This window comes from Bacillus proteolyticus (assembly GCF_001884065.1).
Taxonomy (GTDB): Bacteria; Bacillota; Bacilli; order Bacillales; family Bacillaceae_G; genus Bacillus_A; species Bacillus_A proteolyticus.
Genome location: NZ_MACH01000116.1, coordinates 135561 through 159227, shown reverse-complemented (window position 1 = coordinate 159227; position 23667 = coordinate 135561). Strand labels below are relative to the sequence as shown.

23 protein-coding genes are annotated in these 23667 nt (G+C 37.4%); 22 read left to right on the top strand and 1 reads right to left on the bottom strand.

All coding sequences use genetic code 11. The features are described from left to right. Positions 1 to 3 precede the first annotated feature (3 nt). The 7 genes from rlmN (at position 4) to spoVM (ending at position 6710) form a co-directional block, all read left to right on the top strand. Positions 4 to 1092, top strand: a complete 1089-nt coding sequence (rlmN, locus tag BAQ49_RS20290; protein WP_000450535.1) for a dual-specificity RNA methyltransferase RlmN — start codon at positions 4 to 6, stop codon at positions 1090 to 1092. A 4-nt stretch (positions 1093 to 1096) separates the two neighbouring features. Further along, on the top strand, positions 1097 to 1849 hold the full coding sequence (locus BAQ49_RS20285) for a Stp1/IreP family PP2C-type Ser/Thr phosphatase (RefSeq protein ID WP_000648692.1): 753 nt from the start codon (positions 1097 to 1099) through the stop codon (positions 1847 to 1849). A gap of 8 nt (positions 1850 to 1857) precedes the next feature. Beyond that, positions 1858 to 3831, top strand: a complete 1974-nt coding sequence (gene pknB / locus BAQ49_RS20280) for a Stk1 family PASTA domain-containing Ser/Thr kinase (RefSeq protein ID WP_071746806.1) — start codon at positions 1858 to 1860, stop codon at positions 3829 to 3831. Between the two features lie 422 nt (positions 3832 to 4253). Continuing rightward, positions 4254 to 5135, top strand: a complete 882-nt coding sequence (rsgA, locus tag BAQ49_RS20275; RefSeq protein WP_071746805.1) for a ribosome small subunit-dependent GTPase A — start codon at positions 4254 to 4256, stop codon at positions 5133 to 5135. Between the two features lie 2 nt (positions 5136 to 5137). After that, entirely contained in the window at positions 5138 to 5782 is a 645-nt protein-coding gene (rpe, locus tag BAQ49_RS20270; protein ID WP_000589964.1) for a ribulose-phosphate 3-epimerase, read from the top strand. 100 nt (positions 5783 to 5882) lie between these two features. Next, positions 5883 to 6563, top strand: a complete 681-nt coding sequence (locus BAQ49_RS20265; RefSeq protein WP_071746804.1) for a thiamine diphosphokinase — start codon at positions 5883 to 5885, stop codon at positions 6561 to 6563. A 66-nt stretch (positions 6564 to 6629) separates the two neighbouring features. Continuing rightward, a complete protein-coding gene (gene spoVM / locus BAQ49_RS20260) occupies positions 6630 to 6710 on the top strand; it encodes a stage V sporulation protein SpoVM (protein WP_001213599.1) in 81 nt (26 codons plus the stop codon). A gap of 73 nt (positions 6711 to 6783) precedes the next feature. Here spoVM and rpmB read toward each other — a convergent pair whose 3' ends face one another. Beyond that, a complete protein-coding gene (rpmB, locus tag BAQ49_RS20255) occupies positions 6784 to 6972 on the bottom strand; it encodes a 50S ribosomal protein L28 (protein WP_000124776.1) in 189 nt (62 codons plus the stop codon). 376 nt (positions 6973 to 7348) lie between these two features. On the opposite strand from rpmB, the gene BAQ49_RS20250 reads away from it, so the two are divergent. The 15 genes from BAQ49_RS20250 to BAQ49_RS20180 all read left to right on the top strand — a co-directional run bounded on the left by BAQ49_RS20250 (position 7349) and on the right by BAQ49_RS20180 (position 23560). After that, positions 7349 to 7711 carry an Asp23/Gls24 family envelope stress response protein gene (locus BAQ49_RS20250; RefSeq protein ID WP_000021109.1) on the top strand — a complete coding sequence of 121 codons (363 nt, stop codon included), beginning with the start codon at positions 7349 to 7351 and terminating at the stop codon, positions 7709 to 7711. Between the two features lie 22 nt (positions 7712 to 7733). Continuing rightward, entirely contained in the window at positions 7734 to 9410 is a 1677-nt protein-coding gene (locus BAQ49_RS20245) for a DAK2 domain-containing protein (RefSeq protein WP_071746803.1), read from the top strand. A gap of 467 nt (positions 9411 to 9877) precedes the next feature. Next, positions 9878 to 11926: an ATP-dependent DNA helicase RecG gene (gene recG / locus BAQ49_RS20240; RefSeq protein WP_071746802.1), complete on the top strand. Its 2049-nt coding sequence runs from the start codon at positions 9878 to 9880 to the stop codon at positions 11924 to 11926. Between the two features lie 88 nt (positions 11927 to 12014). Continuing rightward, entirely contained in the window at positions 12015 to 12608 is a 594-nt protein-coding gene (gene fapR, locus BAQ49_RS20235; RefSeq protein ID WP_071746801.1) for a transcription factor FapR, read from the top strand. Further along, the gene (plsX, locus tag BAQ49_RS20230; protein ID WP_071746800.1) at positions 12605 to 13597 is read left to right on the top strand and encodes a phosphate acyltransferase PlsX; all 993 of its coding nucleotides are present in this window, start codon (positions 12605 to 12607) and stop codon (positions 13595 to 13597) included. Before fapR ends, plsX begins: the two co-directional genes overlap by 4 nt. Positions 13598 to 13611: 14 nt before the next feature. Further along, positions 13612 to 14556 carry an ACP S-malonyltransferase gene (gene fabD, locus BAQ49_RS20225; RefSeq protein WP_071746799.1) on the top strand — a complete coding sequence of 315 codons (945 nt, stop codon included), beginning with the start codon at positions 13612 to 13614 and terminating at the stop codon, positions 14554 to 14556. Further along, positions 14556 to 15296 carry a 3-oxoacyl-[acyl-carrier-protein] reductase gene (gene fabG / locus BAQ49_RS20220; protein WP_071746798.1) on the top strand — a complete coding sequence of 247 codons (741 nt, stop codon included), beginning with the start codon at positions 14556 to 14558 and terminating at the stop codon, positions 15294 to 15296. Before fabD ends, fabG begins: the two co-directional genes overlap by 1 nt. A gap of 69 nt (positions 15297 to 15365) precedes the next feature. Then, entirely contained in the window at positions 15366 to 15599 is a 234-nt protein-coding gene (gene acpP, locus BAQ49_RS20215; RefSeq protein ID WP_000786062.1) for an acyl carrier protein, read from the top strand. A gap of 58 nt (positions 15600 to 15657) precedes the next feature. Continuing rightward, positions 15658 to 16395 carry a ribonuclease III gene (gene rncS / locus BAQ49_RS20210; protein ID WP_071746797.1) on the top strand — a complete coding sequence of 246 codons (738 nt, stop codon included), beginning with the start codon at positions 15658 to 15660 and terminating at the stop codon, positions 16393 to 16395. Positions 16396 to 16543: 148 nt separating this feature from the next. Next, positions 16544 to 20113: a chromosome segregation protein SMC gene (gene smc, locus BAQ49_RS20205; RefSeq protein ID WP_071746796.1), complete on the top strand. Its 3570-nt coding sequence runs from the start codon at positions 16544 to 16546 to the stop codon at positions 20111 to 20113. Positions 20114 to 20127: 14 nt separating this feature from the next. Further along, a complete protein-coding gene (gene ftsY, locus BAQ49_RS20200) occupies positions 20128 to 21117 on the top strand; it encodes a signal recognition particle-docking protein FtsY (protein WP_000007653.1) in 990 nt (329 codons plus the stop codon). 133 nt (positions 21118 to 21250) lie between these two features. Next, positions 21251 to 21583: a putative DNA-binding protein gene (locus tag BAQ49_RS20195; RefSeq protein WP_000891061.1), complete on the top strand. Its 333-nt coding sequence runs from the start codon at positions 21251 to 21253 to the stop codon at positions 21581 to 21583. 12 nt (positions 21584 to 21595) lie between these two features. Next, positions 21596 to 22945, top strand: a complete 1350-nt coding sequence (ffh, locus tag BAQ49_RS20190) for a signal recognition particle protein (protein WP_071746795.1) — start codon at positions 21596 to 21598, stop codon at positions 22943 to 22945. A gap of 100 nt (positions 22946 to 23045) precedes the next feature. Then, the gene (gene rpsP, locus BAQ49_RS20185; RefSeq protein WP_000268750.1) at positions 23046 to 23318 is read left to right on the top strand and encodes a 30S ribosomal protein S16; all 273 of its coding nucleotides are present in this window, start codon (positions 23046 to 23048) and stop codon (positions 23316 to 23318) included. A gap of 14 nt (positions 23319 to 23332) precedes the next feature. Then, the gene (locus tag BAQ49_RS20180) at positions 23333 to 23560 is read left to right on the top strand and encodes a KH domain-containing protein (RefSeq protein ID WP_000737392.1); all 228 of its coding nucleotides are present in this window, start codon (positions 23333 to 23335) and stop codon (positions 23558 to 23560) included. The last annotated feature ends 107 nt before the right edge of the window (positions 23561 to 23667 follow it).

Below are 23667 nucleotides of genomic sequence, written 5' to 3'. Positions count from 1 at the left end.
ATCATGGAAACAACTGTAAAAAAACAAAAGAAAAATCTAGAAACAAAGAAACCGTCAATTTACTCTTTACAACTTCATGAAATGCAAGATTGGTTAAAGGAACAAGGGGAACCTAAATTCCGTGCAGGGCAAATTTTTGATTGGTTATATAAAAAACGTGTAAAAAATTATGAGGATATGTCAAACCTTTCTAAAGGATTGCGCGATAAATTGTCGAATTCCTTTGATATTACTACTTTAAATACATTAGTAAAACAAACGTCTTCGGATGGAACAATTAAATTCTTATTCCAGTTATACGATGGATACTCTATTGAAACGGTATTAATGCGACATGAATATGGAAATTCGATTTGTGTAACAACACAGGTTGGTTGCCGAATTGGCTGTACGTTCTGTGCTTCTACACTTGGTGGGCTAAAACGAAACCTAGAAGCTGGAGAAATTGTAGCGCAAGTAGTGGAAGTTCAGCGTGCGCTTGATGAAACAGAAGAGCGTGTAAGTTCTCTTGTTGTTATGGGAATTGGAGAGCCGTTTGATAATTACGACAACTTAATGTCATTCTTACGCATTGTAAACCATGAAAAAGGAATTCATATTGGTGCAAGGCATATGACAGTTTCAACAAGTGGAATTGTTCCGAAAATTTATAAGTTCGCTGAAGAAGATATGCAAATCAATTTTGCGATTTCATTGCATTCTGCAAATACAGAGTTACGTTCAAAATTAATGCCGATTAACCGTGCGTATAAGCTACCAGATTTAATGGAAGCTGTTAAATACTATGTAAATAGAACAGGGCGTCGTATTACATTTGAATATGGCTTATTTGGAGGAGAAAATGACCAAGTTGAGCAAGCTGAAGAACTTGCTGCGCTCTTAAAAGGTGTAAAATGTCATGTAAACTTAATTCCAGTAAACTACGTGCCAGAACGTGATTATGTACGTACGCCACGAGAGCAAATTTTCTTATTTGAAAAAACGCTAAAAGATCGTGGAGTGAATGTAACAATTCGCCGTGAACAAGGTCATGATATTGATGCAGCCTGCGGTCAGTTGCGTGCAAAGGAGCGCAAAGAAGAGACGAGGTGACGAGATGAAAGCCGTGTTTCTATCGGATAAAGGGAAAGTTCGTCAACATAATGAAGATAGTGCAGGAGTTTTTCACAATTTAGATGGAAATATTTTAGCGGTAGTAGCAGATGGAATGGGAGGTCATCGAGCTGGCGATGTAGCTAGCTCGATGGCTATTCAATTATTCCATGATTATTGGAAGCAAACGCATAATATGAATGAGCCTAAAAAGGTAGAAAAGTGGTTACATACTAACGTTGGAATTATTAATGAGCGTATATATGCTTACTCTAAGCAGCATGTAGAATGTAATGGCATGGGAACAACGGTTATCGTAGCGATTTGTACACCTAGTTTTGTAACAATAGGTCATATAGGAGATAGTCGTTGTTATATGGTATCAGAGGGAGAAATATCGCTTATAACGGAAGATCACTCACTTGTAAATGAACTTGTTAGGCACGGTGAAATTTCAAAAGAAGATGCAGAATATCACCCGAAAAAGAATGTTCTATTAAGAGCGTTAGGAACAGAAGAGACAGTCGGATTAGATGTTAAAACATTAGTTCTCGAAGAAGATGATCAATTGCTTCTTTGCTCTGATGGATTGTCTAACAAAGTCCCTATGGCTGATATGCAACAAATTTTACAATTGAATGAACAGCTCGAGGCGAAGGGAGAGCATTTCATTCAATTAGCAAATGATCGTGGTGGAGAAGATAATATCACTCTCGTTATTATTGATTATGCGGATTCGGCAAACGAAAGTAGGTGAAGTGCAACGTGCTGATTGGAAAACGCTTAAATGACCGTTATAAGCTGCTGAAAATGATTGGCGGTGGAGGAATGGCCAATGTATATTTAGCTCATGATGAAATACTTGGCCGAGATGTAGCGGTAAAAATATTAAGACTCGACTATTCAAATAATGAAGAGTTTATTAAACGTTTCCATCGAGAAGCGCAATCTGTTACAACGTTGTCGCATCCAAATATTGTGAATATGTATGATGTTGGGGAAGAGGATGGTATATATTATCTTGTAATGGAATATGTACCTGGACGAACATTGAAGCAATACATAATTGATCGAGGGATGTTACCGATAGGAGAAGCTCTTGATATAATGGAGCAGTTAACGTCCGCCATGGCACACGCCCATCATTTTGAGATTGTGCATCGTGATATAAAACCGCACAATATTTTGATTCGAGATGATGGAGTGATAAAAGTCACAGACTTTGGAATTGCGACAGCTACAAGTGCAACAACAATTACGCATACAAATTCGGTGCTCGGTTCTGTACATTATTTATCACCAGAACAAGCACGTGGTGGTATAGCGAATAAACAATCAGATATTTATTCACTTGGGATTGTTATGTTTGAATTGTTAACAGGAAGACAACCGTTTTCGGGTGAATCTGCTGTTGCAATTGCTTTAAAACATTTACAAAATGAAATACCATCTCCAAAAAGATGGAATGAAAATATTCCACAAAGTGTTGAAAATATTATATTAAAGGCAACTGCGAAAGATCCGTTCCATCGATATCAATCTGCTAACGCGATGAAACGGGATATTGAAACAGCGCTATATCCTGAAAGAATAAATGAACAACCATTTTACATACCAGAAGATATGGAAGCAACGAAAGCGATTCCAATTATTCAACAAGAACAATTATTCCAAAATGTGAGTGATGAAACAATTGTGCTAAAAGGAAGTAAAGTGGATGAACAAGTAAGAAAAGAAGAGACCGAATCAGGTAAGAAGAAAAAGCGCAGTAACAAATGGCTGAAGGTTTTAATTACAACATTTTTACTTTTAGCGATAGGGATAACATTAGCACTTACTGTTATTCCAGGCTTCTTTATTCCGAAAGATGTGAAGGTTCCTGATGTGGCTGGTATGAAGTATACGACAGCTGTAAATACATTAGTTGAAAAAGGCTTTGAAGTTACAGAACCTAACATTGTATATACAGATAATGTTGAAGCTGGAAAAGTGATAAAAACAGATCCAATAGCAGGAAGAGTAGTGAAAGAAAGCTCTAAAATTACTATCTATCAATCAGGTGGAAAAAAGAAAAGTAAAATGAGTGACTTCACAGGAAAAGATTTCGAGAGTATAAGAGCTGAGTTAGAAGAAAAATATAAACAGGTTACCGTTAATTTTATTGAAAATGATAAGCCGAAAGGTGAAATCGTAGAGCAAATACCAACGCCTGATCAAATGGTTATAGAGGCAGAACAAGACCTGAAGATTTGGGTAAGTAAAGGACCTTATCAAATTAGGCCAGGTGATTTTTCAGGATGGGCTGAAAACAGTGTAAAAGGTTACTTAAATGAAAGAAAGCTTGTTTCTGATATAAAAAGGGAGTATTCAGATACTGTTGAAAAGGGACTTGTTATTTCTCAATTCCCAAAACCTGGGACTCCTTTGAAAGAAGGAGATAAAGTAACAATTGTTATCTCTGATGGTCCGAAGCCCAAAGTGACGAAAACAGTAAAAGTGGATAATATTTCTATTCCATATGAAGCTTCTGCAACAGGTGAGAAAAAACCGCAAACAATAGAAATTTATAAAGAAGATATGCAGCAAAAAATGGATAGACCAGTTGAAACGAGAACGATTACTGAGTCAGCGACTATTTCTTTGGAATTTGTAATTCAAGAAGGTTCAAAGGGACATTATAAAATTGTTCGAGATGGAGTAACGATTATAGAAAAAGAAGTCCCATATCCAGCTCAATAATAATGGATTCCATTCTTGTTTCATAGGGGATGGAATTTGTCCTGCTATCTGTTGGTAGTAAGACTCTCGCCTCAAAATTCGGCTGTAAAGCAGAGAAGATAGGCAGGAATTGACTGCCCGTAAAAGCCCGATTGGTGAGGGCTTTTACTAATCAGAAGGGATCGATAAAACCCCAATGATTAAAGTTTCACTTTATTACTCTTGCCTGTTATCTGTCTATATAATGGATGGTGTAGCAGGCAAAAATATATGATTCAAAAGCTATAAAGGTGATACTATTGTGAATAATATTTTGAATGTGATGGTAGTTTAAATATATTAACTGGGTATATATTTAGTTAGTTTTAAATAATTGTTTAAAGAACTCTAGTCAATTCATTATTAATTACAGTTTCACTTTATACAAAATAAAGGAGAATTATATGCCAGAAGGAAAAATTGTAAAAGCTCTAAGTGGATTTTATTATGTGCAGCATGAAGAAGGAATTACACAGTGTCGCGGGCGTGGTGTATTTAGAAAGAATAAAATTACGCCACTTGTAGGAGACCAAGTCGTTTTTCAAGCAGATAATCCGAGTGAAGGATATGTGTTAGAAGTATTTGATCGAAAAAACGAACTTGTTAGACCTCCTATTGCTAATGTTGATCAAGCGATTCTCGTTTTCTCTGCAGTAGAACCAGATTTTAATCCCGGACTGTTAGATCGATTTTTAGTACAGATTGAATATCATAATATTAAGCCGATTATTTGTATTAGTAAGATGGATTTAGTGGATGGAAAAATGAAGGAAACTGTTGAAGCTTTTGCAAATGATTATCGTGAAATAGGTTATGATGTATTATTTACTTCTATAAATACATCGGAAAGTATCGATATTTTGAAACCATTCTTAGAAGGCTGTGTTTCTGTCGTTGCAGGACAATCTGGTGTTGGAAAATCTTCAATGTTAAACGTTTTACGTCCAGATTTAGAATTGAAAACAAATGATATTTCTTCACATTTAGGGCGCGGGAAACATACGACAAGACACGTGGAATTAATTACAGTGGGGAGCGGGCTTGTTGCGGATACACCTGGTTTTAGTTCGCTTGATTTCATAGATATAGAGGTAGAAGATCTTACATATTGTTTTCCAGAGTTGAAAGAAGCGAGCCAATACTGTAAATTTAGAGGGTGTACACATCTTTCTGAGCCGAAATGCGCGGTGAAAGCTGCGGTTGAAGAAGGAAAGATAACTGAATATCGTTATAAGAATTACAAACAATTCGTAGAAGAAATTAGAGAGAGAAAGCCGAGGTATTAGTCATGATTAAAATTGCACCATCGATTTTATCAGCAGATTTTTCAAAATTAGGGGAAGAAATTAAAGATGTAGAAAAAGGCGGAGCTGATTATATTCACGTCGATGTAATGGATGGACATTTCGTACCAAATATTACGATTGGACCATTAATTGTAGAAGCTATCCGTCCGATTACATCATTACCATTAGATGTACATTTGATGATTGAAAATCCTGATAACTATATCCCGACTTTCGCAAAAGCGGGTGCAGATATTATTACTGTTCATGTAGAGGCGTGTCCTCATCTACATCGTACAATTCAGTTAATTAAATCTCATGGCATTAAAGCAGGGGTTGTATTAAATCCGCATACGCCAGTATCGGTAATTGAACATGTATTAGAAGATATAGATATGGTATTACTAATGACAGTAAATCCTGGATTTGGTGGACAGAAGTTTATTCATTCTGTATTACCGAAGATTAAAGAAGTTGCAGAAATGGTTAAAGAGCGAAATCTAGAAGTAGAAATTGAAGTTGATGGTGGTGTAAACGCTGAAACGGCAAGACTTTGTGTTGAAGCAGGAGCGAATGTTCTTGTAGCAGGATCAGCAGTATACAATCAAAAAGACCGCGGTGAAGCAATTCGTATAATTCGTGGATAAAGAATGAATGGCCTTTATTCTAGTGAAGCATCTAGTCAATTAAGACTTCACTATTTTATACAGGATAGAGCGAAAAATAAGGAGAAAGGCAATCTACCGAATGGCAGATTGCCTTTTTACAATAGAAGGGGAAGAAAAAATGATTGTTCATATTTTGGCAGGAGGACCTGTAGAATACTGCGCAGATTTTTCTCGATATGAAAATGAAGAAGTAGTGTGGGCGGCGGTTGATAGGGGAGTGTACCGTTTGTTAAAAAGTGGAATCACTCCGGCCGTTGCGTTTGGGGATTACGATTCAGTTACTGAGGATGAGCTAGCATGGATGAGGCAGCAAACAAATGAGTTACATATTGTTCCGCGAGAAAAAGATCAAACAGATTTAGAAATTGCAATTAGCTGGGCTTTAGAACAAAAACCGAAATTAATTCGTATTTTTGGCGCGACTGGTGGAAGACTTGATCATGGTTTGGCAAATATACAAATGCTTTTAAAAGGTTTAGCGGCAGAGATAGAAATGTGTATTGTAGACAATAAAAATGAAATAACAGTAAAAAAAGTTGGTACACATATAATTGAAGAAAATGAAAATTTTCCTTATGTATCTTTTGTACCGGTTACTGAAACAGTTAAAGGTATTACATTACGTGGATTTAAGTACTCTCTTACTAACAAAACAATAGAGTGGGGATCGACACTTTGTATTAGTAATGAACTCATTGTGGAAAAAGGTACTTTTTCATTTACTTCGGGCATATTAATGATGATAAGAAGCACTGATTGAAGAAACAATTTTGCTCCTTGCATCATATAGTAAACAAGTGGAGTAATGGGGATTAGGAGGGAAACCATGAGATTTTATACAATTAAGTTACCTAAATTTCTTGGTGGAATTGTACGTGCGATGTTAAATACCTTCAAAAAAGACTAAAAAAAGCACCTATTACCGGTGCTTTTTCCATTGGTATAATAAAAAAAGAGCCTAGCGGCTCTTTTTTTTATTATTAAACACGTTCGATTTTGCCAGATTTTAATGCTCTAGCAGAAACGTAAACACGTTGAACTTTTCCGTCGATGCGTACGCGAACTTTTTGAAGGTTAGCGCCCCATTTACGTTTTGTAGCGTTCATTGCGTGAGAACGAGAGTTACCAGAACGAGCTTTTCTTCCAGTGATAGCACAAACACGAGCCATTTATATTTCCCTCCCTTGATACCTTACCATACGTAATTTTTCAATGTTAGTCTTTTTTGCGATGCTAAAAACACTACTATAATTTAACACAACTAAAAAGAGAATGCAACACCGTAGAAAAAAGAAATCAAGAAAAATTACTTGACACCATATATCAATGAAGAAAAGCTGAAATCAAGAAAAATTGCTTGACATATTATAGTGGTACATGTTGTATAATAACAATGGACTATTTTGCTCATCATAGAAAAGTGTAGTATAAAACATAAAATATGAGAGTGAAAAGAAAGAACGATGGAATTTTCTTTAAAAAGATTATATGATAGTAACTAAAGTAGTCTAGCTCACTTTCACCATTTATGAAGGGGGAAACGAGATGTCAATTGAAATTAAAACGAAGTACGGTCAAATTGATATTAGTACAGATGTAATTGCAACGATTGCTGGAGGTGCCGCAGTAGATTGCTACGGTATCGTAGGTATGGCATCAAAAAATCAGTTAAAAGATGGATTAACAGACATTTTACGAAAAGAAAATTTCACTAGAGGTGTTATTGTTCGTAAAGATGAAGATGAAGTACATATTGATATGTATATTATTGTGAGCTATGGTACGAAAATTTCAGAAGTAGCACATAACGTGCAGACTAAAGTGAAATATACATTAGATCAAACTGTAGGACTAGCAGTAGATTCTGTAAACATCTACGTACAAGGAGTTAAAGTAATAAACTTGTAATGTGCATTAAGGAGGAAAATCTGTGTCAATTCAAAAAATTGATGGAAAACGTTTATCACAAATGATCATTCAAGGAGCAAATAATTTAACAAATAATGTTCAGCTTGTTGATGCATTAAACGTATTTCCAGTTCCAGATGGCGATACCGGTACAAACATGAACTTATCAATGACTTCAGGCGCACGTGAAGTGAAAGAAAATCCTTCACTGCATGCTGGTAAAGTCGGCGTAAGTTTAGCCAAAGGATTATTAATGGGAGCTCGTGGTAACTCTGGGGTTATTTTATCTCAGTTATTCCGTGGTTTTTCTAAATCCATTGAACAAAAAGAAGAATTAACAACAGTTGATTTTGCTGCAGCTTTAGAAGCTGGAGTAGAGGCAGCTTATAAAGCGGTTATGAAACCAATTGAAGGAACGATTTTAACGGTTGCAAGAGAAACGGGTAAATATGCAGTGACAGTTGCGAAAAAACAGCGCGACTTTGTTTTGTTTATGGAAGACGTTGTAAAAGAAGCGAATGCATCGTTAAATCGTACGCCAGATTTATTACCTGTATTAAAACAAGTTGGCGTTGTAGATAGCGGTGGTAAAGGTCTTGTCGTTGTATATGAAGGATTTTTAGCTGACTTAAAAGGAGAAACGATTTCTTCTAATGTGCAGACGCAACCATCTATGAATGACATGGTACGCGCAGAACATCACCGTAGTGTACAAAGCCAATTGAGTACAGAAGATATTAAGTATGGATATTGTACGGAATTCATGGTGAAATTAGAGCCTGAAAAAATGAAGGAACATAATTTCTCTGAACAAAAATTCCGTGAAGATATTAGTGTGTACGGAGATTCGCTACTTGTTGTATCAGATGATGAGGTTGTTAAGGTTCATATTCATGCGGAACACCCTGGAGATCCTATGAACTATGGACAGCGCTACGGTAGTCTAATTAAGATTAAAGTAGAAAATATGCGTGAACAGCATACGGCTTTATTAGATGAACCTACTATGGTGCCTGAACAAACGAATCAACCAAAAGAGAAACAACCGTATGGTATTGTGACTGTAGCTATGGGATCTGGTATTAAAACTTTATTTGAGAGCATTGGCGCAACGAAAGTTATCGAAGGTGGCCAAACGATGAATCCGAGTACGGAGGATATCGTGAAGGCGATTGAAGAGGCGAATGCTGAAAAGATCATTATTTTACCGAATAACGGAAATATCGTAATGGCAGCAGAACAAGCAGCTTCAGTAGTAGATCAAGAAGTTATTGTTGTTCGTTCGAAAACAGTTCCTCAAGGTATGGCTGCAATGTTAGCATTTAATCCAGTTGGAACGTTAGAAGAGAATAAAGAAAACATGAACGAAGCTTTATCTCATGTGAAAACAGGTCAAATTACGTATGCTGTTCGTGATACGGAAATTGACGGTGTGGCAATTCAAAAAGATGATTTCATGTGTATTGCAGATGGAAAAATCGTATCAACAAACGCTGAAAAAGTAGGAGCTGCGAAGCAATTACTAGAAGCACTAATTGATGAGGATTCTGAAATCGTAACGATTCTACAAGGTGAAGATGCAACAGACGAAGAAGTGGCTGAATTAGTTGCGTTTGTTGAAGAGAACTTTGAAGATGCAGAAGTAGAAGTACATGCAGGGAACCAACCGGTGTACTCTTTCATCTTCTCTGTAGAATAAGAAAAGATTCGTTTTAAAAATAAATGGATTACTTACTTGCTAATGGATGAAAAGTAGTGATATGAAATTTATTACTAGTTTTTATTCAAAGGGCTAGCATATTGATGATAGAAAAGAGCCTTGCTGCTAATAGTGAGGCTCTTTTCTTACGTGTTGTATATCTTTGTTTTGTCCCGCTATTTGTGGGTAGTAAAATTTCCACCCCTAAATTCGGCTGGAGCAAAGAAGTTAGGGGGGAGATTAACTGCCTGTAAAAGCCCGATCGGTGAGGGCTAATAATTAGTGGGGGATGAACAAAACCCCCACTGATTATAGTTTCACTTTATATAGAGGGATTAGAGTAGTTTCTCTTAGAATGCCTATGATAGAATATATAGGGTGAAAGAGAGCGATTATAGATGTCGATGATGTTAATAGAGAATCAATAGAATGAATCGAAGAAAATAATGTGACGGAGCGTGAGAATCTTGAATGAAGTTGTACAAGTTCCTGTTACGGATGTAAAGGGAATCGGAGGAGAAACATCTGAGTTATTACACGAGATGGGAATTTATACAGTTTCTCATCTATTAGAACATTTTCCGTACCGTTATGAAGACTATGCGATGAAAGATCTTGCTGAAGTAAAGCATGATGAGCGTGTGACGGTTGAAGGAAAAGTTCATAGTGCTCCTTTACTTCAATATTATGGAAAGAAAAAGTCGCGTCTTACAGTTCGTGTTCTTGTTGGGCGTTATTTAATTACAGCCGTATGTTTTAATAGACCATATTATAAACAAAAGTTAAAGCTCGATGAAACGGTAACGATTACTGGTAAATGGGATCAGCATCGCCAAACGATCGCTGTATCAGAACTTCATTTTGGACCGGTTGTGCGTCAACAAGAAGTAGAGCCAGTATATTCAGTGAAAGGGAAATTGACAGTAAAGCAGATGCGCCGTTTTATTGCCCAGGCTTTAAAGGAATATGGAGACTCTATAATTGAAGTGTTACCTGACGGTTTGTTAAGTAGGTATAAATTATTACCACGTTATGAAGCGCTCAGGGCGTTACATTTTCCAGTGGGACAGGAAGACTTAAAGCAAGCGCGGCGCCGTTTTGTATATGAGGAGTTTTTCTTGTTCCAGTTGAAAATGCAAACATTGCGGAAAATGGAAAGGGAAAATTCAAAGGGCACGAAAAAAGAAATTTCGTCAGTAGAATTGCAAGAGTTTACTGATGCACTTCCGTTTCCGTTAACTGGCGCACAAAGCCGGGTTGTAGATGAAATAATGAAAGATATGACATCTCCCTATCGCATGAATCGATTATTGCAAGGGGATGTAGGATCTGGAAAAACAGTTGTTGCTGCGATTGCCCTTTATGGAGCAAAATTAGCTCATTATCAAGGTGCTATGATGGTTCCTACGGAAATTTTAGCTGAACAACATTATCAGTCGCTCGCTGAGACGTTTTCACATTTCGGTATGAAGGTTGAACTGCTAACGAGTTCTGTTAAAGGTGCGAGACGACGAGAAATTTTGGCGAGATTAGAGCAAGGGGAAGTAGATATCCTTGTTGGGACGCACGCTTTAATTCAAGATGAAGTTATATTTCATAGATTAGGTCTTGTTATTACTGATGAACAGCATCGATTTGGTGTAGCGCAGCGCCGGGTTTTACGTGAGAAAGGTGAAAGTCCAGATGTGTTGTTTATGACGGCAACCCCAATCCCTCGTACGTTAGCTATCACTGCATTTGGAGAGATGGACGTTTCTATTATCGATGAAATGCCGGCTGGTAGAAAGGTGATCGAAACGTATTGGGCAAAACATGATATGTTAGATCGCGTTCTCGGTTTTGTGGAGAAAGAGATAAAAAAAGGAAGACAGGCATATGTTATTTGTCCTCTAATTGAAGAGTCTGAGAAACTTGACGTACAAAATGCTATCGACTTACATAGTATGCTGACTCACCATTATCAAGGGAAATGCCAAGTTGGATTAATGCATGGGAGACTATCATCTCAAGAAAAAGAAGAGATAATGGGACAGTTTAGTGAAAATAAAGTGCAAATTCTTGTATCGACAACAGTTGTTGAAGTAGGTGTGAATGTACCGAATGCGACTGTTATGGTTATTTATGACGCGGAGCGTTTCGGTTTATCGCAGCTTCATCAGCTCAGGGGGCGCGTTGGGCGTGGTAATGAACAATCGTATTGTTTATTAATTGCGGACCCGAAATCGGAAACGGGAAAAGAAAGAATGCGCATTATGACTGAAACAAATGATGGATTTGTATTGTCAGAAAAAGATTTAGAGTTACGAGGTCCTGGAGATTTCTTTGGAAGTAAGCAAAGTGGTCTACCAGAGTTTAAGGTTGCTGATATGGTACATGATTATCGAGCGTTAGAAACAGCGAGACAAGATGCGGCGATACTAGTTGATTCAGAAGCGTTTTGGCATAATGATCAGTATGCTTCGTTGCGTACTTATCTTGATGGAACAGGTGTGTTCCAGGGAGAGAAGCTCGACTAAGAGTGGTCTGCAAAAGTTTTTGTTGCATTCTACTTTTAATGATTATATACTACTGTTAGTACCTAGTCATAAAAATGGATGGTGCGGTATGAAAAAAAGAAGAAGTAAAAAAGAAAGACAAGAATTATTACAACAAACAATAGAAGCGAATCCTTTTATAACGGATGAAGATTTAGCGGAAAAATTTCAAGTGAGCATACAAACTGTTCGCCTTGATCGTATGGAATTATCTATTCCTGAATTAAGAGAACGAATTAAGCATGTGGCCACAAAACAACATGAAGAAGATGTGAAATCTTTACCGTTAGAAGAGGTTGTCGGAGAAATTATCGATATAGAATTAGATAGACATGCGATTTCTATCTTTGAAGTGAAGGTAGAACATGTATTTAAAAGGAATCAGATTGCTCGTGGGCATCATTTGTTTGCACAAGCAAACTCACTAGCTGTTGCAGTTATTGATGAAGAATTAGCTTTAACTGCAAAGTCTACCATTCGATACATTCGTCCTGTAAAATTAGGAGAGCGTGTTGTTGCAAAAGCACGTGTTGAAGATGTAGAGAATGATAAAGGACGGACGGTTGTCAAAGTGCGTAGCTTTGTTGGAGAAGAACTTGTTTTTACAGGCACTTTTGAAATGTATCGATCTAGTAATTATAGTGAGGAAGGTAACAACTTATGAAAATCGCAATAGATGCAATGGGCGGCGATCATGCTCCAAAGGCTGTAGTGTTAGGGGCAATGAAAGCTATTAAGGAATATTCAGATTTACATATTACGTTAGTAGGGAAAGAAGAGGGAATTCGTCAATACTTAACGAGTGAAGAGCGAATTACTATACTTCATACAGACGAAAAAATTGAATCGACAGATGAACCAGTAAGAGCGGTTCGTCGAAAAAAACAAGCTTCAATGGTACTAGCAGCAGAGCAAGTAAAGAACGGCGTAGCGGATGCTTGTATATCAGCAGGAAGTACAGGAGCTTTAATGGCAGCAGGATTATTTGTTGTTGGTCGTATGGAAGGAATTGAACGACCAGCTTTATCACCTACAATGCCAACTGTTGATGGAGAAGGTTTTGTGATGTTAGATGTTGGAGCAAACGTTGATGCAAAACCAATTCATTTATATCAATATGCAGTAATGGGCTCTGTTTATGCAGAGAAGGTAAGAGGAATTGAAAATCCTCGCGTTGGACTTTTAAACGTTGGAACAGAGGACGGTAAAGGAAACGAGCTTTCAAAACAGGTCTTTGCTATGCTCAAGGATGCACCAATTAATTTTGTTGGAAACGTTGAATCAAGAGACTTATTGCAAGGTGTAGCAGATGTTGTTGTATGTGACGGTTTTACAGGTAACGTAGCTCTAAAATCATTAGAAGGAACAGCGCTTGCATTATTCTCTATGTTAAAAGAGCAATTAATGAGTTCGTTTACGAGCAAATTAGCAGCAGCGGTATTAAAACCAAAACTTATGGTATTAAAAGATAAAATGGATTATTCGGAGTATGGAGGAGCGGCATTATTTGGGTTAAAAGCTCCTGTCATTAAGGCTCACGGTTCTTCAAATGACCAATCGATATTTAGTGCGATTCGTCAAACAAGAGAAATGGTAGCGAAAGAAGTAATTCCTACAATTTCAAGTGTAATGGAGAAAGAGCCGCTTCAATAAGAGGAGGATTTGAAATGGGAAAACTAGCATTTCTTTTTCCGGGCCAAGGTTCACAGGCAGTTGGAATGGGTAGACAGTTAGCGGAGAATAATAACGAGGTTGCGAAAGTGTTTGCGAAAGCGGATGAAGTTCTGCAAGATTCACTTTCAGAAGTGATTTTTGAAGGGCCACAGGAAAAGCTTACATTAACGACAAATGCGCAGCCGGCATTATTAACGACGAGTTATGCAATTTTGACAGCTTTGAAGGAGTACGAAATTACACCTGATTTCGTAGCAGGACATAGTTTAGGTGAATATAGCGCTCTTGTGGCAGCGGATGCATTAACTTTCGAAGATGCTGTATATGCTGTAAGGAAACGCGGGGAATATATGGAAGAAGCCGTTCCGGGTGGGGAAGGTGCAATGGCAGCTATTTTAGGTGCTGATCCGGAAATGCTGAAACAAGTTACAGAAGAAGTAACAAGTGAAGGACATGCGGTGCAAATTGCTAATATGAATAGCACGAAGCAAATTGTTATTTCTGGAACAAATCAAGGAGTGGAACTTGCTTCTCAAAGAGCGAAAGAAAATGGTGCTAAAAGAGCAATTCCTCTTAAAGTAAGTGGACCGTTTCATTCCTCACTTATGAAGCCAGCTGCTGAGAGATTCCAAAGTGTTTTAAATGAAATTACAATTCAAGACACGAATATTCCTGTTATTGCAAATGTTACAGCGGACGTTATTACACGTGGTACAGATATTAAAGAAAAGCTGATTGAACAGCTCTATTCGCCTGTATTATGGTATCCATCCATTGAGTATATGGTGAATCAAGGGGTAGATACATTTATTGAAATCGGCCCTGGAAAAGTACTTGCTGGTCTTATGAAGTCGATTGACTCTTCTGTGAAAGCATATGCGATATATGACGAAGAGACATTAAAAGATACCATTTCGAATTTGAGAGGAGAAAACTGATGTTAAAAGGGAAAGTAGCATTAGTAACTGGCGCTTCACGTGGAATTGGTCGTGCGATTGCGATTGATTTAGCAAAACAAGGGGCGAATGTTGTAGTAAATTATGCTGGTAATGAGCAAAAGGCGAATGAAGTAGTCGATGAAATAAAGAAATTAGGTTCAGATGCTATTGCGGTAAGAGCAGATGTTGCAAATGCTGAAGATGTTACGAATATGGTGAAACAAACTGTAGATACGTTTGGACAAGTAGATATTCTTGTAAATAACGCTGGTGTAACAAAAGATAATTTATTAATGCGTATGAAAGAAGAAGAATGGGATACAGTTATTAATACAAACTTAAAAGGTGTTTTCTTATGTACGAAGGCAGTATCTCGTTATATGATGCGTCAACGTCATGGACGTATTATTAATATTGCTTCTGTTGTCGGAGTAACAGGAAACCCAGGACAAGCAAACTATGTTGCTGCTAAAGCTGGTGTAATTGGATTAACAAAAACATCAGCAAAAGAATTAGCGAGCCGAAATATTACTGTAAATGCAATTGCTCCAGGGTTTATTGCGACTGATATGACGGATGTATTAGATGAAAATATAAAAGCCGAAATGTTAAAGTTAATTCCTACAGCTCAGTTTGGTGAAGCGCAAGATATCGCAAATACTGTAACGTTTTTTGCTGCTGATCAAAGCAAATATATTACAGGACAAACGTTAAATGTTGATGGCGGAATGGTAATGTAATAAAAGAATCGATTTCACCTAGTTTTTTTGGACAATATTTTATATAATATTTGAGGGGAGGTGAATGGAATGGCAGACGTTTTAGAGCGTGTAACAAAAATCATCGTTGATCGTTTAGGTGTAGAAGAAACTGAAGTAGTACCAGCTGCGAGCTTTAAAGAAGATTTAGGCGCAGACTCCCTAGATGTAGTAGAACTTGTAATGCAATTGGAAGATGAATTCGAAATGGAAATTTCTGATGAAGATGCTGAAAAGATTGCTACTGTTGGCGATGCTGTGACTTACATAGAGAGTCATCTATAATGCTTAAGTGAAGTCCCGTTTTTTAGCGGGGCTTCTCGGCTTATATCTGGAGGGACCTATGCCGTACCGAAAACATAGAGAAAAAAAATACGAAACAAAATATCGTGAAGCGTTTAAAGTATTTCAAGAAGAGATAGGAATTACGTTTTCAGATGAAAAATTATTGATTCAAGCATTTACGCATTCATCGTATGTGAATGAGCATCGAAAAAAACCGCATGAGGACAATGAGCGTCTTGAATTTCTTGGTGATGCTGTATTGGAACTCACTGTATCACAGTATCTGTTTCAAAAATATCCGACAATGAGCGAAGGAGAGTTAACAAAACTACGTGCAGCTATTGTATGTGAGCCATCTCTTGTTCGTTTTGCAAATGAATTGTCATTTGGTAGCCTTGTTTTATTAGGGAAAGGTGAGGAAATGACGGGTGGACGTGAACGACCAGCTTTATTAGCGGATGTCTTTGAAGCGTTTATTGGTGCCCTTTATCTTGATCAAGGGCTTGAAACAGTTTGGGGATTCTTAAAAGAAGTTGTATATCCGAAAATTAATGAAGGTGCTTTTTCTCATGTGATGGATTATAAGAGTCAATTGCAAGAATTGATTCAGCGTGATGGTAGTGGCAATATTGAGTATCAAATTTTGCAAGAAAAAGGACCGGCCCATAACCGAGAATTTGTGTCACGTGTAACTTTAAATAATGAGGCATTAGGTCTTGGAAGTGGTAAGTCAAAAAAAGAGGCAGAGCAACAAGCTGCTGCAGAAGCATTGAAAAAATTAAAAGAACAATCATGAGGAATCCCCCTTTGAATGAGGGGGATTCCTTATGCATAGAATGAAACTTTCCTTTTGTTTATAAATAAAAGGAGTGGGAAATCCGTATAGTAGCTTGTTTTCGTACAGACAATGTTTACGACAACGGAGAATAGGAGGAAGGCCTTTCGTGTTTTTAAAAAGATTAGAAATAGCAGGATTTAAATCTTTTGCTGAGCGTGTATCTGTCGATTTTGTTCCAGGTGTAACTTCTGTAGTAGGACCTAACGGGAGCGGGAAAAGTAATATTACTGATGCGATTCGCTGGGTACTTGGTGAACAATCTGCAAAGTCATTACGCGGTGTAAAAATGGAGGATATTATTTTTGCGGGTAGTGATACGAGAAGAGCGGTTAATATTGCTGAAGTAACATTAACTTTAAATAATGAAGACCAACGATTACCGATTGAATATAACGAGGTGTGTGTAACACGTCGTGTATCTCGTTCGGGTGATAGTGATTTTTATATTAATAAACAATCTTGTAGACTGAAAGATATTATTGATTTATTCATGGACTCTGGTATGGGAAGAGAAGCTTTTTCAATTATTAGCCAGGGGAAAGTCGAAGAGATTTTAAGTAGTAAATCAGAAGAACGTCGTGGTGTATTTGAAGAGGCTGCTGGTGTGCTGAAATACAAACTTCGTAAAAAGAAAGCCGAAGGGAAATTAGCAGAAACACAAGAAAACTTAAATCGTGTGCAAGATATTATACATGAATTGAGTAGTCAAGTAGAACCACTAGAAAGACAAGCTTCTATAGCGAAAGATTTTCTTGAGAAAAAAGAAGAATTAGAAAAAGTAGAAGCGGCGCTTATTGTACATGAAATTGAAGAATTACATGAAAAGTGGGAAGCGCTTCGAAATCAATTTGGGCATAATAAAGATGAAGAAGTTAAGATGTCGACGAATTTACAAAAAAGTGAAGAAGAGCTTGAGGAGTTACGTGGACAATTACAAGCGGTTGATGAATCTGTAAACTCCTTACAAGAAGTTCTTCTTCTTTCTAGTAAAGAGCTAGAAAAACTAGAAGGGCAGCGTGAGTTGTTAAAGGAAAGAAAGCAAAATGCGACGACGCATTGTGCGCAGCTTGAAAAGCTGATTGTTGAATTGGTAGAGAAAGCTCAAAGTTATGATGGTGAAATTGAAACAAGTACCGAAGCGTTAATGCAATTTGTGAATCAGGTAAAAGAGTTGGAGAAGAAATTGCATGATAATGAGCAACTACTTGCAACTTTTGCCGTGAATCTAGAGGAACAGATTGAGAATTTAAAAGGTGATTATATTGAACTTTTAAATCAACAAGCAAGTCTGCGTAATGAATTATCTATGATTGAAGAACAATCTAAACAGCAAAATTCTAAAAATGAACGCCTTGATGAAGAAAATGAAAAATATGTACAGATGCGTATGGAAATTACAGCGAAAAAAGCGAAACTTGTAGAAAGTTATGAGCAAGTGAAGGAGAAAGTAGCTGGCATTATTTCTAACATACAGAAGACAGAAACGGCACTTGGGAAATGTAAGTCTCAGTATAGTGAAAATGAAACGAAACTGTATCAAGCGTATCAATTTGTGCAACAGGCGCGTTCTCGAAAAGAAATGCTAGAAGAAATGCAAGAGGACTATTCTGGTTTCTATCAAGGGGTACGTGAAGTATTAAAGGCTAGAGAAAATAGATTGCAAGGTATCGAGGGAGCTGTTGCAGAACTTCTGACTGTGCCGAAAGAATATGAAATTGCGATGGAAATCGCCCTTGGGGCAGCGATGCAACATATCGTAGTACAAACAGAAGAACATGCTCGTAATGCAATTGCATTTTTAAAGCAAAATAAACATGGTCGTGCAACGTTTTTACCTCAAGCTGTTATTAAAAGTAGATCGTTATCATTTGAACAATTACGCATTGTGAATCAACACCCAGCATTTGTCGGTGTAGCGGCAGAACTTGTGCAGTACAACAATAAATATGAGAATGTAGTTTCAAGCCTATTAGGTACTGTTGTTGTTGCGAAAGATTTACGCGGTGCAAATGAATTGGCGAAACAATTACAATATCGCTATCGTATTGTAACACTTGAAGGTGACGTAGTGAATCCTGGTGGTTCTATGACTGGTGGGGCTGTAAAACAGGCGAAATCTTCATTATTAGGGCGCCAGCGTGAACTTGAAGAATGGACTAAAAAGCTAGCTGATATGGAAGAAAAAACAACGAAGCTAGAAAACTTTGTTAAAGCAGTAAAGCAAGAGATTCAAGAAAAAGAAGTGAAAATACGCGAACTGCGCCAAGGTGTAGAAACTGAGCGTGTAGATGAACAGAAATTAAGAGAAGAAATTAATCGATTAGAATTAGAAGAGCATCGAATTAATGATCGTTTATCTATATACGATTTAGAGATAGAAGGATTTTTACAAGATCAAGTGAAAATGCAAGGGCGTAAAGGAGAGTTAGAAAAGATTTTAGCAACTCTTCAAGCAGAAATCTCGGAATTAGATGGCAAAATCGTCGCATTAACGAAACAAAAAAGTGAGCAACATTCTTCAAAAGAGAAAGTTCAGAAGGAAATGACTGAGCTAAAAGTACAAGCAGCTGAACAACAACAACGTTTATCTAATCAAAAAGAAAAAGTTGAACGATTAACGAAGGAAAAAGAAGAGACTGATACGACGCTTGTAAAAACGAAAGAAGATTTAGCGTTCTTAAAACAAGAGATGACGTCTAATTCAAGTGGCGAAGACCAAATTACGAATATGATAGAGAAGAAAGCGTATGATCGTAATCAAACTTCGGATTTAATTCGTTCGCGTCGTGAACAACGCGTATCATTGCAAGAGAGAGTGGAGCATTTAGAACGCGGTGTGAAAGAAACAATAGGTAAACATAAATATATTCTTGAGATGTTGAAAGATCAAGAAGTGAAAATTAACCGACTTGATGTAGAGTTGGAAAATAGATTGCAACATTTACGTGAAACATATACTATTTCATTTGAAGCAGCAAAACTGAAGTATACAATGACGATGCCAGCAGAAGATGCGCGTAAAAAGGTGAAATTAATTAAACTATCCATTGAAGAGTTAGGCGCAGTAAACTTAGGGGCAATTGATGAATACGAACGTGTAGCAGAACGTCATACATTCTTACTAGAGCAAAGAGATGACCTGGAAGAAGCGAAATCGACGTTACATCAACTTATTACGGAAATGGATGAAGAGATGAAAAAACGCTTTTCTACTACATTCGAAGGAATTCGAACGGAGTTTCAATCTGTATTCTCTGAATTATTCGGAGGCGGAAGAGCGGATTTAGTAATGACAAATCCAGAAGATTTATTAAATACTGGTATTGATATTGTAGCGCAACCACCAGGGAAGAAACTACAAAACTTAGGTTTACTTTCAGGTGGAGAGCGTGCTTTGACGGCAATTGCGCTCTTATTTGGTATTTTAAAAGTACGCCCAGTCCCATTCTGTGTGCTAGATGAAGTAGAAGCGGCTCTTGATGAGGCTAATGTTGCTCGTTTTGCGCAGTATTTAAAGAAATTTAGTGATGAAACGCAGTTTATTGTAATTACACACCGAAAAGGTACAATGGAAGAGTCTGATGTATTGTACGGTGTAACAATGCAAGAATCAGGGGTATCTAAGCTTGTTTCTGTTCGTTTAGGTGATGGCGAAGAACTTGTAGCAAGTAAATAGGAAGGATGGGAAGTATGAGCTTTTTTAAAAAATTAAAAGAAAAAATTTCAAAACAAACGGATACAGTAACAGAGAAGTTTAAACAAGGATTAGAAAAAACAAGAAATTCATTTGCTGATAAAGTAAATGATTTAGTGTATCGTTACCGTAAAATAGACGAAGACTTCTTTGAGGAATTAGAAGAAATTTTAATTAGTGCAGATGTTGGAGTCTCGACAGTAATGGAATTAATTGATCAGTTGAAAGAAGAAGTGCAACGTCGTAACATTCAAGATCCAAAAGAAGTACAGGCTGTGATTTCTGAGAAGTTAGTGGGAATTTACAAAGGTGATAGCGACTTTAGTAATGAAGTTAATATACAAGAGGATCAATTAACAGTTGTTTTATTTGTTGGTGTTAACGGTGTAGGAAAAACGACGACAATTGGTAAGCTTGCACATAAATTTAAATCGGAAGGTAAGTCTGTCCTATTGGCGGCAGGAGATACATTCCGTGCTGGAGCGATTGAACAATTAGAAGTATGGGGCGATCGTGTTGGTGTAGAAGTAATTAAACAAGGATCAGGGTCTGACCCGGCGGCTGTAATGTACGATGCTGTACAGGCAGCGAAGGCTCGTAAAGTGGATGTGTTGCTATGTGATACAGCAGGGCGCCTGCAAAACAAAGTCAACTTAATGAAAGAGTTAGAGAAAGTGAAGCGTGTAATTGAGCGTGAAGTACCAGGAGCTCCTCATGAAGTATTACTTGTTATTGATGCAACAACAGGACAAAATGGTTTAAGTCAAGCGAAAACATTCCGTGAAGCAACGAATGTTACTGGTATTGTTTTAACGAAGTTAGACGGAACTGCTAAAGGTGGTATCGTATTAGCAATTCGTAACGAAATGGATGTACCGGTGAAGTTTGTTGGATTAGGAGAGCAAATGGATGATCTGCAGCAATTTGATCCAGAGCAATATGTGTATGGCTTATTCGCGAACTTGGTAGAAACTGAAGAAGTGTAAGAAAAAGAAGCGGTATTTCCGCTTCTTTTTCTATAAAAAACATGTGATGTTAAGAAAAAAACTTGACACTCTTTTATACTCCATGTAAACTAATTCATGTAAAGGGAAATCACTTAACAAAGGATGATCCAACATGCTCGAAAAAACAACGAGAATGAACTATTTATTTGATTTTTATCAATCGTTGTTAACGCAAAAACAAAGAAGTTATATGTCGCTTTATTATCTAGATGATTTATCTCTTGGTGAAATTGCGGAAGAATTTGATGTAAGCCGCCAAGCCGTGTATGATAACATTAAACGGACTGAAGCGATGCTTGAAGAATATGAAGATAAATTAGTATTACTTCAAAAGTTTCAAGAGCGACAGCGACTTGTTGCAAAGCTAAAACAGCTAATCAGCGAAGAAGAGCATGTGAATGAAGAAATGAAACAAGTTGTTGAAGCTATCGAAAAATTAGATTAGGAGGGCGGCAATATGGCATTTGAAGGATTAGCCGACCGACTTCAACAGACAATGCAAAAAATCCGCGGCAAAGGAAAAGTTTCTGAAGCCGATGTGAAAGAAATGATGAGAGAAGTTCGTCTAGCTCTTTTAGAAGCAGATGTTAACTTTAAAGTAGTAAAAGATTTTATAAAGCGTGTGTCTGAGCGTGCTGTCGGACAAGATGTAATGAAAAGTTTGACACCTGGACAACAAGTAATTAAAATCGTACAGGAAGAACTTACAGAACTTATGGGCGGAGAGCAAAGCAAAATTGCTGTTGCTAATAAGCCACCGACTGTTATTATGATGGTTGGTCTGCAAGGTGCGGGTAAAACAACGACAACAGGTAAGCTTGCGAATTTACTTCGTAAAAAGTATAATCGTAAACCGATGCTTGTTGCAGCAGATATTTACCGTCCAGCAGCGATTAAACAGCTTGAAACATTAGGGAAGCAATTGGACATGCCTGTTTTCTCTTTAGGAGATCAAGTAAGTCCAGTTGAAATTGCGAAACAAGCGATTGCAAAAGCAAAAGAAGATCATCATGATTATGTTTTAATTGATACAGCGGGTCGCCTGCATATTGATGAAGAACTAATGGATGAACTAGCGAAAGTGAAAGAAGTTGCGAAACCAGATGAAATTTTCCTTGTTGTCGATGCGATGACAGGACAAGACGCGGTAAATGTAGCACAAAGTTTCCATGAACAGTTAGGTTTAACAGGTGTTGTATTAACGAAATTAGATGGTGACACGCGCGGTGGTGCGGCATTATCTATTAAGGCTGTAACAAACACACCAATTAAATTTGCTGGTATGGGTGAAAAGCTAGATGCGATTGAAGCGTTCCATCCAGAACGTATGGCATCCCGTATTTTAGGGATGGGCGACGTCTTAACATTAATTGAAAAAGCGCAAGCTACAGTTGATGAAGAGAAAGCAAAAGAACTTGAGCAAAAAATGCGTACGCTTTCGTTTACACTTGACGATTTCCTAGAACAACTTGGACAAGTGCGTCAACTTGGACCGCTTGACGAATTGTTAGGAATGCTTCCTGGTGCAAATAAAATTAAAGGGCTGAAAAATGCACAAGTTGATGAAAAACAAATTGGGCATATTGAGGCAATTATTCGTTCTATGACTAAATTAGAACGAGAACAACCGGAAATAATTAACGCTAGTCGAAAAAAACGCATTGCCAAAGGTAGCGGTACAACCGTACAAGAAATCAATCGTCTAATCAAGCAATTCGATGATATGAAGAAAATGATGAAAACGATGACTGGTATGCAAAAAGGTAAGAAAAAAGGACTAGGTGGAATGAAGTTTCCATTCATGTAAGGAAAAAAGATGGCTCTGTTAAGAAAAAATACTTTACAAAGCAATAGTCTTTTTGCTAATATAATTATCTGTGTGAAATAAATTCGGAGGTGCTTTATAAATGGCAGTTAAAATTCGTTTAAAACGTATGGGAGCTAAAAAAACTCCTTTCTATCGTGTAGTTGTTGCAGATTCTCGTTCTCCTCGTGACGGACGTTTCATTGAGGAAATCGGTACTTACAATCCGGTTGCTCAACCAGCTGAAGTTAAGATCAACGAAGAAGCAGCATTAAAATGGTTAGGAAACGGTGCTAAACCGTCTGATACAGTTCGTAACTTATTCTCTAACCAAGGTATCATGGAGAAATTCCACTTATCTAAACAAGGTAAGTAATTGAGGCAATGACTATGAAGAAGTTAGTCGAGACGATTGTCAAGCCTCTTGTCGATCATCCTGAAGATGTAAAAGTTACACAGGAACTTTGCAACGGAGAGATAAAGTATCGATTAACTGTACATCCTGAGGATGTTGGAAAAGTCATTGGAAAGCAAGGGAAGGTTGCGAAAGCAATTCGAATGCTCTTGTATTCAGTGGGACATCATAATGATGAAAAAGTAACACTGGAAATTCAATAAACGTAAAAAGGGCGAGGAGTTAATTCCTCTCCCTTTTTTAACATTTAAAGAGAAGTTGCATGTTCCATATGTGAAATGGAGATGCTTAATTTATATAGAAACCAGGG